This window comes from Listeria sp. ILCC796, from assembly GCF_900186175.1.
In the GTDB taxonomy this organism is placed as follows: domain Bacteria; phylum Bacillota; class Bacilli; order Lactobacillales; family Listeriaceae; genus Listeria; species Listeria goaensis.
Genome location: NZ_FYBV01000003.1, coordinates 70181 through 87780 on the forward strand (window position 1 = coordinate 70181; position 17600 = coordinate 87780).

The 17600-nt window shown below is 42.7% G+C and carries 16 protein-coding genes; all 16 read left to right on the forward strand.

Annotation, left to right across the window (positions count from 1 at the left end; all coding sequences use genetic code 11):
* Positions 1-81: 81 nt before the first annotated feature.
* The 16 genes from CFS04_RS04970 (at position 82) to CFS04_RS05045 (ending at position 17558) form a co-directional block, all read left to right on the forward strand.
* Positions 82-315: an acyl carrier protein gene (locus CFS04_RS04970; RefSeq protein WP_007476458.1), complete on the forward strand. Its 234-nt coding sequence runs from the start codon at positions 82-84 to the stop codon at positions 313-315.
* A 214-nt stretch (positions 316-529) separates the two neighbouring features.
* Positions 530-1222: a ribonuclease III gene (gene rnc / locus CFS04_RS04975; RefSeq protein ID WP_088809522.1), complete on the forward strand. Its 693-nt coding sequence runs from the start codon at positions 530-532 to the stop codon at positions 1220-1222.
* 16 nt (positions 1223-1238) lie between these two features.
* Entirely contained in the window at positions 1239-4799 is a 3561-nt protein-coding gene (smc, locus tag CFS04_RS04980; protein WP_088809523.1) for a chromosome segregation protein SMC, read from the forward strand.
* A gap of 14 nt (positions 4800-4813) precedes the next feature.
* On the forward strand, positions 4814-5800 hold the full coding sequence (gene ftsY, locus CFS04_RS04985; RefSeq protein WP_208611162.1) for a signal recognition particle-docking protein FtsY: 987 nt from the start codon (positions 4814-4816) through the stop codon (positions 5798-5800).
* A gap of 99 nt (positions 5801-5899) precedes the next feature.
* Positions 5900-6232 carry a putative DNA-binding protein gene (locus tag CFS04_RS04990; protein WP_088809525.1) on the forward strand — a complete coding sequence of 111 codons (333 nt, stop codon included), beginning with the start codon at positions 5900-5902 and terminating at the stop codon, positions 6230-6232.
* Between the two features lie 11 nt (positions 6233-6243).
* The gene (gene ffh, locus CFS04_RS04995) at positions 6244-7602 is read left to right on the forward strand and encodes a signal recognition particle protein (protein WP_088809526.1); all 1359 of its coding nucleotides are present in this window, start codon (positions 6244-6246) and stop codon (positions 7600-7602) included.
* Between the two features lie 746 nt (positions 7603-8348).
* Positions 8349-10727 carry an Lmo1799 family Asp-Ala repeat surface protein gene (locus CFS04_RS05000; protein ID WP_369821514.1) on the forward strand — a complete coding sequence of 793 codons (2379 nt, stop codon included), beginning with the start codon at positions 8349-8351 and terminating at the stop codon, positions 10725-10727.
* 54 nt (positions 10728-10781) lie between these two features.
* Complete coding sequence (locus tag CFS04_RS05005) at positions 10782-12419, forward strand: poly(glycerol-phosphate) alpha-glucosyltransferase (protein WP_088809528.1); 1638 nt, start codon at positions 10782-10784, stop codon at positions 12417-12419.
* A 78-nt stretch (positions 12420-12497) separates the two neighbouring features.
* Positions 12498-12770 (forward strand): 30S ribosomal protein S16, encoded by a 273-nt coding sequence (gene rpsP / locus CFS04_RS05010; RefSeq protein ID WP_088809529.1) that lies wholly within the window; start codon positions 12498-12500, stop codon positions 12768-12770.
* Between the two features lie 15 nt (positions 12771-12785).
* Positions 12786-13016, forward strand: a complete 231-nt coding sequence (locus CFS04_RS05015) for a KH domain-containing protein (RefSeq protein WP_088809530.1) — start codon at positions 12786-12788, stop codon at positions 13014-13016.
* A 354-nt stretch (positions 13017-13370) separates the two neighbouring features.
* Complete coding sequence (locus tag CFS04_RS05020) at positions 13371-14606, forward strand: prolyl oligopeptidase family serine peptidase (protein WP_088809531.1); 1236 nt, start codon at positions 13371-13373, stop codon at positions 14604-14606.
* Positions 14607-14719: 113 nt separating this feature from the next.
* A complete protein-coding gene (locus CFS04_RS05025; RefSeq protein WP_088809532.1) occupies positions 14720-15445 on the forward strand; it encodes a gamma-glutamyl-gamma-aminobutyrate hydrolase family protein in 726 nt (241 codons plus the stop codon).
* A 78-nt stretch (positions 15446-15523) separates the two neighbouring features.
* Positions 15524-15910: a YlqD family protein gene (locus CFS04_RS05030; protein WP_088809533.1), complete on the forward strand. Its 387-nt coding sequence runs from the start codon at positions 15524-15526 to the stop codon at positions 15908-15910.
* A gap of 9 nt (positions 15911-15919) precedes the next feature.
* Positions 15920-16438, forward strand: a complete 519-nt coding sequence (rimM, locus tag CFS04_RS05035; protein WP_088809534.1) for a ribosome maturation factor RimM — start codon at positions 15920-15922, stop codon at positions 16436-16438.
* The gene (trmD, locus tag CFS04_RS05040) at positions 16439-17185 is read left to right on the forward strand and encodes a tRNA (guanosine(37)-N1)-methyltransferase TrmD (RefSeq protein WP_088809535.1); all 747 of its coding nucleotides are present in this window, start codon (positions 16439-16441) and stop codon (positions 17183-17185) included.
* A complete protein-coding gene (locus CFS04_RS05045) occupies positions 17169-17558 on the forward strand; it encodes a hypothetical protein (protein WP_179946380.1) in 390 nt (129 codons plus the stop codon). Before trmD ends, CFS04_RS05045 begins: the two co-directional genes overlap by 17 nt.
* Positions 17559-17600 lie beyond the last annotated feature (42 nt).

The following is a 17600-nucleotide window of genomic DNA, read 5'->3' on the forward strand; positions in this document are numbered from 1 at the left end:
ACTTTGTCAGGAGTCTGATAAAATAATAGTTTACGCCACGCGTGAAATACTTTATAATACTTGGAGGGAGGTGAAGTAATAATGGCAGAAGTATTGGAAAAAGTTACAAAAATCATCGTTGACCGTTTAGGTGTCGAAGAATCCAAAGTAACTTTAGAAGCTTCCTTCAAAGATGATCTAGGTGCTGATTCCCTAGACGTTGTTGAACTTGTAATGGAACTTGAAGACGAATTTGGAGTTGAAATCTCTGATGACGACGCTGCTGAAATTGCTACAGTTGGTGACGCAGTGAAGTACATAGAGGCAAATGCATAATAATGTGACGAGATAAATGAGGGTGTCTTAGTCGCTTTGTTCAGGCCTCGGCGCGAGCAAAACGATTTTAGGCAGCCTCTTTTTCGACTGAGGTTCATTTTCTAAGCAGCTAAATTTAGGCTGTTTAGAAAATGAACTTGTGAATTTAACGCCGAACAGCTAGACGAATGACAATTTGTCACGACGCTAGAAAGATTTGGAGAGGAGCAAGTTGATGAATAGATGGGAAGAATTACAAGAAAGTGTGGGGTTTGACTTCGCGAATGTGGCGCTTTTGCAAACCGCATTTACACACTCTTCTTATGTGAACGAACATAGACATGAAGAATTACAAGATAACGAGCGACTTGAGTTTCTAGGCGATGCCGTGCTAGAACTTACTGTTTCTGATTATTTATTTAAAAAATACCCTGATATGGCAGAAGGACAAATGACGAAAATGCGCGCTGCAATCGTGTGTGAGCCGTCGCTCGTTGAATTTGCCGAGATGGTCCATTTTTCGAAATACATTCGCTTAGGAAAAGGAGAAGAAAAAGCGGGAGGCAGAACAAGACCAGCGCTCCTCGCTGACGTTTTTGAGTCCTTTATTGGCGCACTTTATTTGGATAACGGCATTCAGGCGGTCATTCGCTTTTTAGAACGGCTTGTCTTTCCGAAAATCGATACAGGCATTTATATGCAAACGGTTGATTTTAAAACGCAGTTGCAGGAAATTGTGCAGCGGGACCGCGACGTCCTTATTCAATATGATATTTTAGGCGAAACAGGGCCAGCTCATAACAAAGCGTTTGAAGCGCAAGTTGTTGTGAACGGGCAAGTCCTCGGGAAAGGGACGGGGCGAACAAAAAAACAGGCAGAGCAAAATGCGGCAGAGTATGCGATACGGCAAGTTTTGCGCGTAGACTAGGAAGGGGGATTCTTGCGTGCTTTTAAAACGACTTGAAATGAATGGCTTTAAATCATTTGCGGACAAAGTGGCGATTGATTTTGTACCGGGTATGACGGCGGTTGTCGGGCCAAACGGAAGTGGAAAAAGTAATATTACGGAAGCGATTCGCTGGGTTCTTGGTGAGCAATCTGCGAAGAGTCTTCGCGGCGGTCGAATGGGCGATGTTATTTTTGCGGGTAGCGATACCCGTAAGCCAATCAATTTTGCGGAAGTTTCCCTCGTTTTAGACAACAACGATCATTTTTTGCCGCTTGAGTATAGCGAAGTTTATGTGACGCGGCGGATTTACCGAAACGGTGATAGCGAATTTTTGATTAACAAACAAAGTTGTCGTTTAAAAGATATTGTCGACTTATTTATGGATTCTGGGCTTGGGCGAGAATCGATGTCGATTATTTCGCAAGGGAAAATCGATGAAATTTTAAATAGTAAGCCGGAAGAGCGCCGTTCAATTTTTGAAGAGGCAGCTGGTGTTTTGAAATATAAAAACCGCAAAAAACAAGCGGAAAATAAATTGTTTGAAACGGAAGAAAATTTAAATCGCGTGCAAGATATTTTATACGAATTAGATGGGCAGCTGGAACCACTTGAAATGCAAGCTTCCATTGCCAAGGATTATTTGTATCAAGTGGAGGAACTCGAAAAGTTCGAAGTCACGCTTTTAAGTTCGGAAATTGAGACGATTACGGAAACGCTTAGTTCGTGGCGCACAAATTTTCAGGAAAATCAGACGGCGCTTATTGCACTTCGAGAAGAAACAAGCGAACTAGAAACAAGCGCTTTTGAACGAAAAGATGCTTTGCGCAAAATGGAGGAAACGCTCGAAGTGATTCGGGCGGAGCTGTTAACGAGCACGGAGCGGTTGGAGCAGCTTGAGGGCGAGCGGAATTTATTTTTAGAGCGTAAAAAGCACGGGAATGAAAATGAGCTGGCTCACGCGGAAACGCTCGAGCTTATTCAGAGTAAAATCGAGACGCTTGAGTTAGAGAAACAAGTGCTGCTTGACGCGCTGCTTGCGAAGGAAACGGCTTTTCGCGTTATGACGGAAGAAGAGGCCGCAATCACGAAAAAAATGGCGCAATACGCGGATGTTTCGGAAGAGGCGATTGAAAGCCGCAAGAGTGATTTATTTGAATTAAAATATGAACAGACAACGATTCGTAACGATTTAGGCTACATCGACCGCGAATTTGCGCAAATGGCGATACGGTTAGAAAAGCTCGAAAATGAAAATAAGAAGCATTTGACGGGGCGCACGGATTTAAATGCGGCAGAAGAAGAAACGACCAAAGCGCTTGATGAGCTGAAAGAGGCGTTAAACGAGCAACTCGAAATTTATCAGGAAGTGAAAGCGACCCTTTCGAAACAAAATGCTCGTTTTGAAACGAGCGAACGTGATCTGTACCGCCATTATGAAAAAGTGCAACAAATGAAGTCCCGTAAGGAAACGCTAGAGGAGCTCGCGGACGATTATGCTGGCTTTTACCAAGGCGTGCGTGAAGTTTTAAAAGCGAAACATGAACTTCCGGGGATTATTGGCGCATTAATTGAGCTTGTTGAAATCCCAGAAAAATACCAAAAGGCGCTTGAAATCGCGCTTTCCGCGAGTGCGCAAAATATTGTGACGGAAGATGATGCGGCGGCGCGTGCTGGAATTGGCTTTTTAAAGAAAACGCACGCTGGGCGCGCCACCTTTTTGCCGCTATCCACGATTCAGCCGCGCCATTTACCTGATGCGACGCGAAATATGATTAAAAATCAACCATCTTTCGTTGCGTTAGCGAGCGATGTGGTGAGTTATGACACGAAAATTGAACCGGTCATTTTAAATGCACTCGGAACGACAATTCTCGCGAAGGATTTAAAAGGCGCTGGGCAACTTGCAAAGCTCGTTAATTATCGCTACCGCGTCGTCACGCTTGATGGTGACGTCGTAAACGCTGGTGGTTCAATGACCGGTGGGGCGACGAAACAAGGGAAATCATCGATTATCACGCGCAAGAGTGAGCTTGAAACGCTCATGAAAACCATTGCCGAGCTCGAAACCGAAACACGCGAAAAAGAAACGGTTGTTAAAAATTTAAAGGAAAGTTTGCACAAAAAACAAGACGAGCTAGAAGAAACGCGTTTAGTTGGAGAAAACTTACGACTTCGCGAACAAGAACTTTTAGGCAAGCGAACGCGCGAACAAGAAGCGCTAGAACGCCTGAATCAGCAACTTTCCTTATACGATTTAGAAACGCAAGAATCGGCAGATGAAGAAACGCGCTTAAAGGCGAAAAAAGCCGAATTAGAACAGAAAAATGCTACTATTGAAACAAAAATTACCGAAATGGACGCCGAAATCGCCACGATGATAGAGGCAAGTAAAGTTGCCGAAAGCAAACTGAAATCCGATGAGGAAACGCTCTCCAATTTGAAAGCAAAAATTGCGGTGCAGAAATCGGAGTTTGAGCAGGCCAAAACGGACGTGAGTCGTGTCGAGGAAACGCTTCATGAAAATTACTTGCAAAAAGAAGAACTCGAAAATAAATTGTTGACACTAAAAGATAATTTAACAAACGTCTTATCGAGCGAAACGGAAGCTAGTGAGCAAATCGAACGTACGAGGTCGCAAAAAGAAGCGGTAGCCAAGCAAATTGAAACGCTGAGCAGCGAAAAAGCGGAACTTCAGGCGGAAATTGCTGATTTGGAGGCGCGTATCGCGGAGAAGAATAATCAGGCGAGTTTTTATTTAGAGCAAAAAAATAAAGCTGAAATTCAAATTGGGAAAGCGGAAGTGGACGTCAGAAATCGCACGGAGCGCTTGCAAGAGGCTTACATGTTGACTCCAGAAGCGGCCAGAGAAAAGCGCATCGAAGCATTTGATATAGAAACGCTTAGAAGCAAAGTGCGGCTTTTGAAACGCTCGATTGATGAACTTGGTGTGGTGAATATTGGCGCGATTGAAGAATTTGACCGCATTAATGAGCGTCACACATTCTTGACAGGCCAGCAAGAAGACTTATTAAACGCGAAAGAAACACTGTTCCAAGTGATGGACGAAATGGACGAGGAAGTGAAAAAACGTTTTGGTGAAAGTTTTGAGGCGATTAAACATGAATTTGCCATTACATTTCCTGAACTTTTCGGCGGCGGTCGCGCGGAACTTGTGCTTCTTAACCCGGAAGATTTGCTAACAACGGGGATTGATATCGTGGCGCAACCTCCTGGCAAGAAGTTACAAAATTTATCGCTCCGCTCTGGGGGAGAACGTGCGCTAACGGCGATTGCCTTATTATTCGCGATTATTCGCGTTCGTCCAGTACCGTTTTGTATTCTGGACGAGGTGGAGGCGGCACTAGATGAGGCGAACGTGACGCGCTTTAGTCGCTATCTGAAAAATTTTGAAGCAGACACACAATTTATTGTTATCACACACCGCAAAGGAACGATGGAAGAGGCTGACGTCCTTTATGGCGTGACGATGCAAGAATCGGGTGTCTCGAAACTAGTTTCTGTTCGTCTAGAGGAAACCGCAGAATTAATCAAATAAAGGAGAACAATGCGATGACTTTTTTCAAAAAATTAAAAGAAAAAATGAGCGGTCAAAACGAGGAAACGACCGAGAAATATAAAGAAGGTTTAAGCAAAACGCGTAAAAGTTTTTCAGGAAGATTAAATGAAATCATGGCGCGCTACCGTAAAGTGGACGATGACTTTTTCGAAGACATTGAAGAAGTTTTAATTGGTGCTGACGTTGGTTTTGAAACGGTGATGGAGCTTGTTGATCAACTGAAACATGAGGTAAAACTGCGCAATATTAGCGATCCAAAAGAAGTGCAAGAGGTCATCGTTGAGAAGCTTGTTGCGATTTACGAAGGCGAGGAAGAGTTTGATGCACGTGTCAATGTGCAAAGTGACGGCTTAACGGTTATTTTATTTGTCGGGGTGAACGGTGTAGGGAAAACAACTACAATTGGCAAGCTGGCGCATAAATACAAAGAAGAAGGCAAAAAAGTCGTGCTTGCTGCGGGTGATACTTTTCGTGCTGGCGCGATTGACCAACTTGAAGTTTGGAGCGAACGCGCAGGCGTAGATATAATTAAACACGCTGAAGGCGGAGATCCAGCGGCAGTGATTTTTGATGCGGTACAATCTGCTAAGGCGAAAAATGCCGATATTTTACTTTGCGACACGGCAGGCCGACTTCAGAATAAGGTCAACCTAATGAATGAGCTCGAAAAAGTAAAGCGTGTCATCACGCGTGAAATTCCAAACGCGCCGCATGAAGTATTGCTCGTCTTAGATGCTACAACCGGACAAAATGCATTCGTGCAAGCCAAGCAATTTAAGGAAGCAACCGACGTATCTGGAATCGTGCTCACGAAACTTGACGGCACCGCGAAAGGTGGTATCGTCATTGCCATTCGAAATGAACTGGAGATTCCCGTTAAATTTGTCGGACTCGGCGAAGGCATTCACGACCTCAAGACTTTTGATGCAAACGAATATGTTTACGGACTTTTCGCCGATGTTATCGATGCAGAAAAATAAACGAAATGCGGCCTAATTCTGAGGTCGCATTTTTCGTCTGTTTAGTTGACATTCTTTGACTAAACACGTAATCTTAAAAGGGAGAAAGAGGTGTTTCGCTTGTTCGATAAAACGACTCGAATGAATTTACTATTTGATTTCTACCAAGGTTTACTCACAGAAAAACAAAAAGCGTATATTTCACTTTATTATTTAGATGATTTTTCTCTCGGTGAAATCGCTGAAGAGTTTGAAGTAAGTCGTCAAGCCGTTTACGACAATATCAAGCGAACTGAAGAAGGACTCGAAAACTACGAAAAAAAACTAGGCATGTTGGAAAAATACATTCGCCGTGAGGCACTTCTTAAAAAACTTTCCGAACAACTCGAAAAAGAACCTTTTTTTGATAAAAATATCGAACGAATGTTAACAGAATTGAAAGAAATCGATTAGGAGGAAAAAAGATGGCTTTTGAAGGATTAGCAGGCAGACTCCAAGAAACGATGAATAAAATCCGCGGAAAAGGAAAAGTTTCCGAACAAGATGTAAAAGAAATGATGCGCGAAGTCCGTTTAGCCTTACTTGAGGCAGACGTTAACTTTAAAGTGGTCAAAAACTTTATTAAAACAGTAAGTGAACGCTCAGTTGGTCAAGACGTAATGAAAAGCCTCACACCAGGCCAACAAGTCATTAAAATTGTCCAAGAAGAATTAACTAATTTAATGGGCGGTGAGGAAAGTAAAATCGCTGTGGCTGAGAAGTCGCCAACAGTTGTGATGATGGTCGGTCTTCAAGGTGCCGGTAAAACGACGACAACAGGGAAACTGGCAAATTTACTCCGCAAAAAACAAAATCGCAAACCGCTTTTAGTTGCAGCAGACATCTATCGTCCAGCGGCAATTAAACAGCTTGAAACACTAGGCAAGCAACTGAACATCCCCGTTTTCTCCCTAGGGGACCAAGTGAGCCCTGTCGAAATTGCGAAACAAGCTATTGAAAAAGCGAAAGAAGAACATTTAGACTACGTAATTATCGATACAGCCGGCCGCCTTCATATCGACGCCGAATTGATGGGCGAACTAAAAGACGTCAAAGAAGTAGCCAATCCTGCAGAAATTTTACTCGTTGTGGATTCCATGACGGGGCAAGATGCGGTCAATGTCGCTGAAAGCTTCAACGAGCAACTCGGCGTAACCGGCGTTGTCCTAACCAAACTAGACGGCGATACCCGCGGTGGTGCCGCGCTTTCGATTCGCGCCGTAACCGGCAAGCCAATCAAATTTGTCGGTATGGGTGAAAAAATGGAAGCCCTAGAAACCTTCCATCCGGACCGAATGGCTTCACGAATTTTAGGAATGGGTGACGTTCTTTCTCTTATTGAAAAAGCTCAAGTTGACGTGGATCAGGAAAAAATGCGTGAAATGGAGCGGAAAATGAAAGAAAACTCCATGACGCTTGATGATTTCCTTGAACAACTAGGACAAGTGAAGCAAATGGGCCCGCTTGATGAACTCCTGAAGATGCTACCCGGCGCTAACAAAATGAAAGGCCTAGATAACATGCAAGTGGATGATAAGCAACTTGGTCATATCGAAGCCATCATTAAATCCATGACAAAAATGGAAAAAGACAATCCAGATATCATTAACGCAAGTCGCAGAAAACGAATTGCAAGAGGAAGTGGCCGTCCAATTCAGGAAATAAACCGCCTCCTCAAACAGTTCAATGAAATGAAAAAAATGATGAAACAAATGTCCGGCGGCATGGGCGGAAAAGGTAAAAAAGGGAAAAATCCATTTGGTAATTTTAAAATGCCGTTTTAAAAATCTTAAAGCAAAAAAGAGTCTGTGACATAAATAAAAACAAGCAAAAATCCAGTGAAATCCATTTTTAAAAATGGCATAATTACTGGATTTTTTGCTTGTCTATTTTCCTTAACTCTTTTTTGCTCGTAAAGCGGAATAGCCAATCCGATATTTGGCAATGTAACATTATTTAGTAAGTTTGTTAATTTGAGAGTACTAAAACACTTAGAGCAGTTAATACGAACGACAAAAAATTTTAGCTCTAAAGCTGATACATTTTTTGTTCGCTTGCTATGAAACTTAATACGTGAATTATTTCACGAATGAAGAAACTTGTTTTTTTGAAAAAAATTAACTGATTTGAAGTAGGTGTGCAATCTACTTCTTTTTAGTTGTATCCAAGTTACTATGAGCTAAAGGGACTAAAGACTATCGAATGTATTTAAAATCCTGATTTTATCCAACTTTTTATTCAATAAGAACCAAAAGAACTATTTTTATCAGAAAGCTACTTTTTACTTTATTTTTTCCACATTACTCATTATATTATAGATAATCAACTAGAGAATCTGGTAGTCAGGCGAAGGAGGGGTGCATAATTCTGAAAAATTAATATCGTGTTTTTAGGCAAAGAGATTGTTCGGTCTTTGTAGATGTTAAGGGGAGCATACGCAAATTTTTATGAACAGTTGTGATAAACATAGGGGGCCCTTTCATGGATTTTCAATACTCGCCGAAGGGATACGGCGATAGGGGGAAAAATGATGGGAAGAAATAAAGTCAACTATAAGAAAAGATTGAATGATGAGCGAGCGAGAAAAGCAAAATTAATAGCGGCACTGGTTACAACCACAACAATGATGGTTTCTCCAGTTTCGCTTAATTTGGATGGGCTAAATTCTACCATTCAATTAGGGGGGATAAAAGCCGATGCAGCGACTGTTGATTTATTGGGGAACGCAGAACTAAATCCAGTTTATGCAAATGGTAAATTGACACTCACTTTATCAGGGACACAACTAGCATCGATAGGCCTAGTAGATACTTATTATACGTATTTTCAACTCCCTGATGAATTAAGTAGTTTATTGACTAACCCAGCTATTCGAGCAAATACAACATTATCTTATAGTATTCCACTTCTTCAAGTGGGACCAATTGGAATTCCGCCACATACTGGAACGGTAACGGGGAATGATTTATTACTTGATACTACGCACAACGCAATAGGGGCGCAAATTGATCATGGATTGGCTTCTGTTGGTGTAGCAGCAACTAATACATTTGTTTTAACAATTGATTTAGCAGCTTTAGGAATAATGGCACTCCCAGCTTCACCTGATGGTACATTAGAATTCGCAGCGATTAGTGGGGATAACTTTTTAGATGTAGACTTATTCACAACTGGAGCAGCGAGTGGAACATTGGTTACGGATGTAGGTGACGCCGATGCTGATGCCGATGCCGATGCCGATGCCGATGCTGACGCTGACGCCGACGCTGATGCTGACGCTGATGCCGATGCTGACGCCGATGCTGATGCTGATGCCGACGCTGATGCTGATGCTGACGCCGATGCTGATGCTGACGCTGATGCTGATGCTGATGCTGATGCTGATGCCGATGCTGATGCTGATGCCGATGCTGACGCTGATGCTGATGCTGACGCCGATGCTGATGCCGACGCCGATGCCGATGCCGATGCTGATGCCGATGCTGATGCTGATGCTGACGCCGACGCCGACGCTGATGCTGACGCCGATGCTGATGCTGACGCTGATGCCGATGCTGATGCTGATGCTGATGCTGATGCCGATGCTGACGCCGATGCCGATGCTGATGCTGACGCTGATGCTGACGCTGACGCTGATGCTGACGCTGATGCCGATGCTGATGCTGATGCCGATGCTGACGCTGATGCTGATGCCGATGCCGATGCTGACGCTGATGCCGATGCTGACGCCGATGCTGATGCTGATGCTGACGCTGATGCCGATGCTGACGCTGATGCTGACGCCGATGCTGACGCTGATGCCGATGCTGATGCCGACGCCGATGCTGATGCCGATGCTGACGCTGATGCCGATGCTGATGCTGATGCTGACGCTGACGCTGATGCCGATGCTGATGCCGATGCCGATGCCGACGCTGATGCCGATGCTGACGCTGATGCTGACGCTGATGCCGATGCCGACGCTGATGCTGACGCTGATGCTGATGCTGATGCTGATGCCGATGCTGACGCTGATGCCGATGCCGATGCTGACGCCGATGCTGACGCTGATGCTGATGCTGACGCCGATGCTGATGCCGACGCTGATGCTGATGCCGATGCTGATGCTGATGCTGATGCCGATGCCGACGCTGATGCCGACGCTGATGCTGATGCTGATGCCGACGCCGATGCTGATGCCGATGCTGACGCCGATGCTGACGCCGACGCTGATGCCGACGCTGATGCCGATGCCGACGCTGATGCTGATGCCGATGCTGATGCTGATGCCGATGCTGATGCTGACGCTGATGCCGATGCCGACGCCGATGCCGACGCCGATGTTGACATTGACTGGAGGGATTTCTTGGTTGATCGGCCGTCTGTTAAGCCGATTCATGCGGGGGATAAGATTGTTAGAGGGACAATTCCGTATAAAGATATCAAATCTATGGTAAAAGATGCCATTGCTGATGCACCTGATGGCACAGAATTCTTTATTGTGGTTACCTTGCCGGATGGTTCAACGATTGAAATTCCGGTTTCTGCGAACGGAGATTTTACTCTTAACATTCCAAATGGTTTAGATTTGAAAGCTGGCGATATTTTAGGTTTTACAATTAAAGCCGTTTATGATGGCCAAACGAAAACAGGTGAAACACTACTAGCGGTAGTTCAACCAAATGATGTTGAGACGGGTGGTGGAGGTGTTCCATTACCAACGAATGTTTCCAACACATCATCTGGTGGCGGAACATCGATTACGTATTCGAATAGCGATGGTACGTTATCTGGTAGTGGAATGGCAATGAACTCTTCGCTTCCTTCAACAGGAGATGAAGCAAGTTCAGCAGCACCGTGGATTGGTGCAGGAATGCTCGCTGCTTTAGCTGGGTTGTTTAGTAGAAAACGTAGAAAAGCGAATAAATAATGATGATTCTTCCCGCTCGAAATGAGCGGGGAGATTTCTAAAGGAGTTTTTAAGATGCCATTTGAAACAGCTTTTAAAAAAATTGAAAATAGCGCTATGGAAACGTTGCTTTCAAAAGATAACATGACCTACGAAATGAAATGGAATGGTTTTCTTTCACTCGGGTATGAAAACAAGCGCGCCAAAGTAATCAATATTAGTCGTATGTCACTTCGAAGTTTGATGGACGATATTTTAAGAGCACTTAAGAAAAATCAAACAGATGATTTGGTGTCATTTAAAGTTGACGTCGCATTTAATTACGAAGATTTTCCTCTGCATGTGTGGAATAAAGACGTTTTAGAGACGAAAAAAAATTACTATCGCAAAGGTATTTGTTTTGATAAGAAATTTGAACAAGCTTTACTTGAGCAAGAATTAAACGGGAATGCGGTTTTAAAAGCCGGGAAAGAAGACGTTTGTTTAAATCTGGAAAATTTAAATCGCTATTTGATTCAAGCGGGAAAACACGGAAAACCGTTGCAACTTAACGGTTATACGAATGTGACAACCTTTTCCACGTACAGTTGGTTTTTTGATGGGAAAGACGTTTTTACGTTACATACAGATGAATTAGCTCACGGGGTTCGAGAGGAACAATTGACTGAACAGCGAGTGAAGCAAATCGTTGAAAATGCGGGGATTTATTTAGCTAAACAAGTGAAAAAAACAGGTGAATTCCATTATGGGTATTTTGCTTGCTTCGATAAAACGATTAAGCACTACAATACGCTGCGCCATGCGAGTACGACATATTCGATGCTGGAAGCGTATGAAGTATCAGGAAATCAAACGATTTTAGCGGCCGCAATTCGTGCCCTCACTTATTTAAAACAAAATTTTATCCTTGAAAAAGAAGATTTTGCGTATGTGACCGAGCCGGAGCTGCGCGAAATAAAACTTGGGGCGAACGCTGCCGCACTGCTTGCTTTTTCAAAATATATGACACTTACGAAAAATCATGAAGACCTTCCGCTTGCGGAAAAACTCGCCTGGGGAATCTTACGGCTACAAGAACAGGATGGCAGTTTCACACACGTCTTGCATGCCCCAACTATGGAAGTGAAAGATCCGTTTCGGATTATTTATTACGAAGGCGAGGCCGTGCTAGGCTTGCTACGTCTATACGGCGTGAGCAAAAACGAGGCGTATTTAAGAGGTGCGGAGAGCGCATTTCAAAACTTCATTGCAAAAAACTATTGGCGCAACCACGATCACTGGCTAAGCTATGCGGCAAATGAAATCGCAACCTACATTCCAGATGAAAAATACGTTTTGTTCGGCATGCAAAATGCGTTTGATAACTTGGATTTTATTTACCACCGTGAAACGACTTTTCCTACCTTCCTCGAACTGACACTTGCCGCCCATGAACTATACGGAAAACTCGAAATGAATCGCCCTTTGGAAAGTGTGTTTTCAAAAGAACGTTTGCGAGAAGTCATTCAAAAGCGTGCCGACTACCAATTAAACGGATTGTTTTATCCAGAAGTAGCCATGTACTTTAAAAATCCGGCACGTATTACGGACAGTTTTTTTATTCGGCATCACTCGTTTCGCGTTCGGATTGACGATGTGGAGCACAATATTTCGGGTTATGCGAAATTTTATGCGTTAATTTGCCAGGAAAATGGAGAAAAAATTACTCTGTAAAGAAAAAACACTTTACAAACAAATCCTTTACTGGTAATATATATACTTGTGTAAGACTTTATGGAGGTGTATATAAACATGGCAGTTAAAATTCGTCTAAAACGCATGGGTTCTAATAAAAAACCTTTCTACCGTATCGTAGTTGCGGATTCTCGTTTCCCACGTGACGGTCGTTCGATCGAAACACTAGGAACTTACAATCCTTTACTAGACCCTGCTGAAGTTAAAATCAATGAAGAAGCAGTTTTAAAATGGATGCATAATGGTGCAAAACCTTCTGACACTGTTCGTAACATTTTGTCTAAAGAAGGCATCATGGAGAAATTCCATAACCAAAAATTAGGGAAATAAGGAAGGGGCCTGCGAATGGAAGATTTGATTATCGCCATCGTAAAACCACTTGTTGACCATCCGGAAGATGTTTTACTTCAAATCGAAGAAACAGATTCCACTGTTTTTTATAAATTGACAGTGAAGAAAGATGATATGGGACGAGTTATCGGTAAACAAGGTCGAATCGCAAAAGCAATTCGGACGCTCGTTTACGCAGCTGGCGCTAAAAATGCCAAAAAGGTACGCCTTGAAATCATCGAATAAAAGAAGCTCGGTTGGTGAAACCGAGTTCTTTTTATGTTCTCTGGATGGGTTAATACGCCTAGCTCTTTTTACTTAAAATTACTTTTTATATTGTGCATTTCATTACTTTTAAATATATACGATGTAATTTATTATAATTATTTTTAGTAAATGAGCGAAAATCAGTTTTTGAAATAGGAAAAAACGCCTTTTGTAATCGCTTTCTATTTGTGCTAAGCTATAATCAAATAGTGGATTGTTACTGTGCGGCAGGCAAAACCAATTTTTCGGTAGTTTTCTATCGTGAAGAGGTTTTACCTGTTTTTTGTTGCGGTTGACTATTTTAGAATGAGAGCGAAAAGAGGAGATTTAAGGATGAAAAAAAGATGGTACTCATTAGCGTTTCTGGTTTTTGCGAGCTTAAGCCTAGCAGCTTGTTCATCAACTGAAGAAGCCGCAAAGAAAATTGATGCTAAAAAAGTGGAACTAGTGACAGAAGTTGTGGATAAAGGAGAAGTTGGCTCAGCCGTCATCTTAACTTATCCTGAAGAAATAAATGGCAATAAATTGGCGACATCTGATTTTTCTGTTTTTGCAGGAGCAAAGAGTCGTACTATTCAAGCAGTATATACGAGCGAAGAGCAAACAGCGGGCACACCTAGTGAAAAAGGGAAATATGTTGTACTAGAATTAAATCCAAATGATGCCAATGCGAGCACACTCGTGTTCGATATTGAGAAATTTATTAATACACGCGCAAACTTAACTTATACAGTTGCACAAACGGACGAAATTGAATCGGCTAAAGGCACGAAATATGCAGCAACCGATGCTTTAAAAATTAGTGAAATTAAAACGCCTATTTTAGATGCGTTTAAAGCGAGCACATTTGAAGATGGCAAAAATAAAATGCAATATCGTCTATTTTCTCCGGAAGTAGGGGAGAATAGTAGCGAGAAAAAACCGCTTGTTGTCTATCTTCACGGTTCAGGTGAACGCGGTGAGGACAATGAAATGCAATTGCTCGGTACAGATGGACCGCAAACTTTTTCAGGAATGTCATTCCAACAAACAACGCCTAGTTACGTTCTAGCACCTCAAGTTCCATGGGACGAAGCACGCGAAGGCTGGTTCGGTAAAGGGCAGACGGAACAAGTGAAAAAACTAATTGATAAAGTAGTTTCGGAAAATGACGATATTGATACATCAAGAATTTATATTTCAGGTGTTTCCAATGGAGCGACAGGAACTTGGAAAATGTTAACGGAGAATCCTAATTTCTTCGCGGCTGCGATGCCAATTGCTGGCTATATGTATCATGAAGGTTCGGAATTCATTCAAGTTGGTTCCGCACGGTATTTAGCGCCAGATAAAGCGGATGCTGCGAAAATTAAAGATATTCCGATTTGGACATTCCAAGCAGAAGATGATCCTGTCAACAGTGTTCAAGGCTCGCTTCAAGCGGTCAAAGCGATTCAAGATGCAGGAGGTAAGAAAGTTCAAATGACAGAGTACCCGTCTGGTTTAGTGGCACCAAATCCACACGCCTCATGGGAAAAAGCGTATAATGATTCACAAGCTTTAACTTGGCTTGTGTCAAATGTAAAATAATCGAAGTAGACTCGTCTGGCGCTAGAAATCCAGGCGAGTTTTTCTTTTTTGCAAAAACAGAGTAAAATCCTTCTGAATGGGGTAAAATAAATTGAGGTCAGGAGGTAGAGAAAATGAAACCAATTATTGGGATTACAGGAAATAGGCTCGCAAAAGGTATTGATAAATTTTACGGGCATCGTGTCACATATACGCAACAACGCTATGTTGATGCGATTCATAAAGTAGGGGGATTACCAATTGTTATCCCGATTGATGACCCAGATAGCGCCAAGCAAATGATCGGGTTAGTAGATGGCTTATTAATGACGGGAGGACAAGACATTACGCCGTTTTATTACGGAGAAGAACCGCTTCCTGAAATTGCCGATTATGCACCCATTCGCGATGCATTTGAAATTGAACTTACGAAACAAGCATTCGCAGCTAAAACGCCAATTCTTGCAGTATGCCGTGGTATGCAAGTAGTCAATGTGGCGCTTGGCGGTTCGCTTTATCAAGACGGGAAGTACGTAGAAGGTTCGCTTTTGCAACACTTACAGCAAGTAGATGAACAACTCGGCTCCCATTTAATTGATATAGATCCAGGAAGTTTACTAGCAACAGTTCATGGCACTAGAAAGCGTGTGAATAGCTTGCACCACCAGTATGTTAAAAAAGTAGCTAGTCGTCTACATGTCACAGCGCGTACACAAGACGGTATGATTGAAGCTGTGGAAGGAAACGAACTAGAAAGCTTTTTCATCGGCGTCCAGTGGCACCCTGAACTCATGTTCCAAATGGACAGAGAGAGCGAAGATTTATTCGCCCTTTTTGTAAAAGCAAGTAAGAAAAACTAAGCTTTTTTAGAAAACCTTTGGAAAGTGTGCGGCAAACTGATAAAATAAAAATAGTAGTAACGCGTCTGGAGGTGCAAAGTGAAACTCATTCAAAAAGTAGTCATTATGCAAGTTTTGACGGAACAAAGCAAACTTGAACTTTTAACGTATTATAAAGAGCAAAAACGCCTTTTAGAAACAGAAAGTGAACAGCTTTTATTTGAACAAAAAAAAGTGGAACATAAAAACCGTTACCAGCCAGAGCGTGTTAATGAATATTTTGAACATGAATTAAACTTGCGCCAAGAGAAAATCAAGTTGGTGGAATTTCAAATGGAACAACTTGAAACGCTACCGCTTGGAAGTGAAATTCGCGAACGCGAGCTTGAAACGATTGTAGATGTTCAAGTTGGCGATGAGTGGAGCGATGCCACACTTAGTAAAACGATTGTTGTAACGGACGGAGTAATTACAGAAATACGCTAGAGGTGACTTATGGGAAAGATGTTTAATGTAGGAAAAATCGTGAATACACACGGACTAATGGGCGAAGTGCGCGTCATTTCAAGAACTGATTTCGCAAGCGAACGCTACCGCACAGGTAATAAACTTTTTTTGTATTTAAAAAATGAAAATACGCCAATTGAACTTACGGTACGCTCACACCGTGTGCATAAAAATTTCGACTTGCTAACGTTTGAAGGCTACACTGGGATTAATCAAGTAGAAAAAATGAAGGAAGGCATTTTAAAAGTGCCAGAAGAAGCGCTAGGTGAATTAGAGGAAAACGCGTATTATTTTCATGAAATTATTGGTTGTCATGTGCGCACCTCAGACGGCCTTTTGCTCGGCGAAATTACTGAGATTTTGACGCCAGGCGCGAATGATGTTTGGGTTGTGAAACCAGAGCGCGGAAAAGAAATGCTTATTCCGTATATTGCTGACGTTGTAAAAAAAATCGATATCGGGAGCAAGGAAATTGTTATCGAGCCACTTGAAGGGTTGCTAGATTAAATGAAAATTGATATTTTATCCATCTTCCCGGAAATGTTCAGCGGCATGCTATCTGAATCCATTATGAACAAAGCGATTCAAAAAGGCATCGTGGACATTGCGGTGACAGACTTTAGACAATACGCCGAAGGAAAGCATCAGGTGGTGGACGACTATCCATATGGCGGCGGCGCAGGTATGTTGCTCAAGGCGCAACCCATTTTCGATGCCGTGTCACATGTACAACTCGAACATAAAAAGCCGCGCATCATTTTGATGGATCCAGCTGGTAAGCCGTTTAATCAAAAAATGGCAGAAGAATTTGCAGAAGAAGAACAACTCATTTTTATTTGTGGGCACTACGAGGGCTACGACGAACGCATTCGCGAGCATCTTGTAACCGACGAAGTTTCAATTGGCGACTACATTTTGACAGGCGGCGAAATCGGGGCAATGGCGATGACGGACAGCATTGTTCGGCTGCTTCCAGGCGCTCTAGGCAATGCCGATTCTGCGGTGCACGATTCATTTTCAAGCGGTTTGCTTGAACATCCGCACTATACGCGTCCCGCTGACTTTCGTGGCATGCAGGTTCCAGATGTGCTTTTAAGTGGGAACCACGCGAAAATTGAGGAATGGCGAAACAAAGAGTCGCTTCGGAGAACGTTTTTACGCCGCAAGGACTTACTTGAAACATACAATTTATCCAAAAAAGAGCAAGAATGGCTACATGAAATAGAAGAAGAATGTGATGAAAGGAAGCGTTAATATGACTTTTTTTGGGAAAGACCGAGCTGTTCGGGATAAAAATCGGGAAGAATATGTATCTGAGCAAAATGACCAGAAACGAATTGGTGAAACTTGGGAGAATGTGCAAGTGTCAACGGGTGGCATTAATGTCAATCACGATGTTCTAACGGTCGTTTTCGCAAAAAGTGTGCGCCAAAAATTGAAGTCAGACGACGAAGCGATTTTAGAAACAGTCGGCTTTGAAAACTTACTTAAAGAGCTCCAACAAAAAGCGCTTGACGTCGGGGGAAACGGGATAATCCACTGTAACTTCACGGAACAATTTGTCGGCGACCGCGTCTATCAACTCGCATACGGTACAGCTGTGAATATTAAGATTACGAGATTTTAAAAGAAAATCACTAGCATTGCCTAGTGATTTTTTTACGTATAT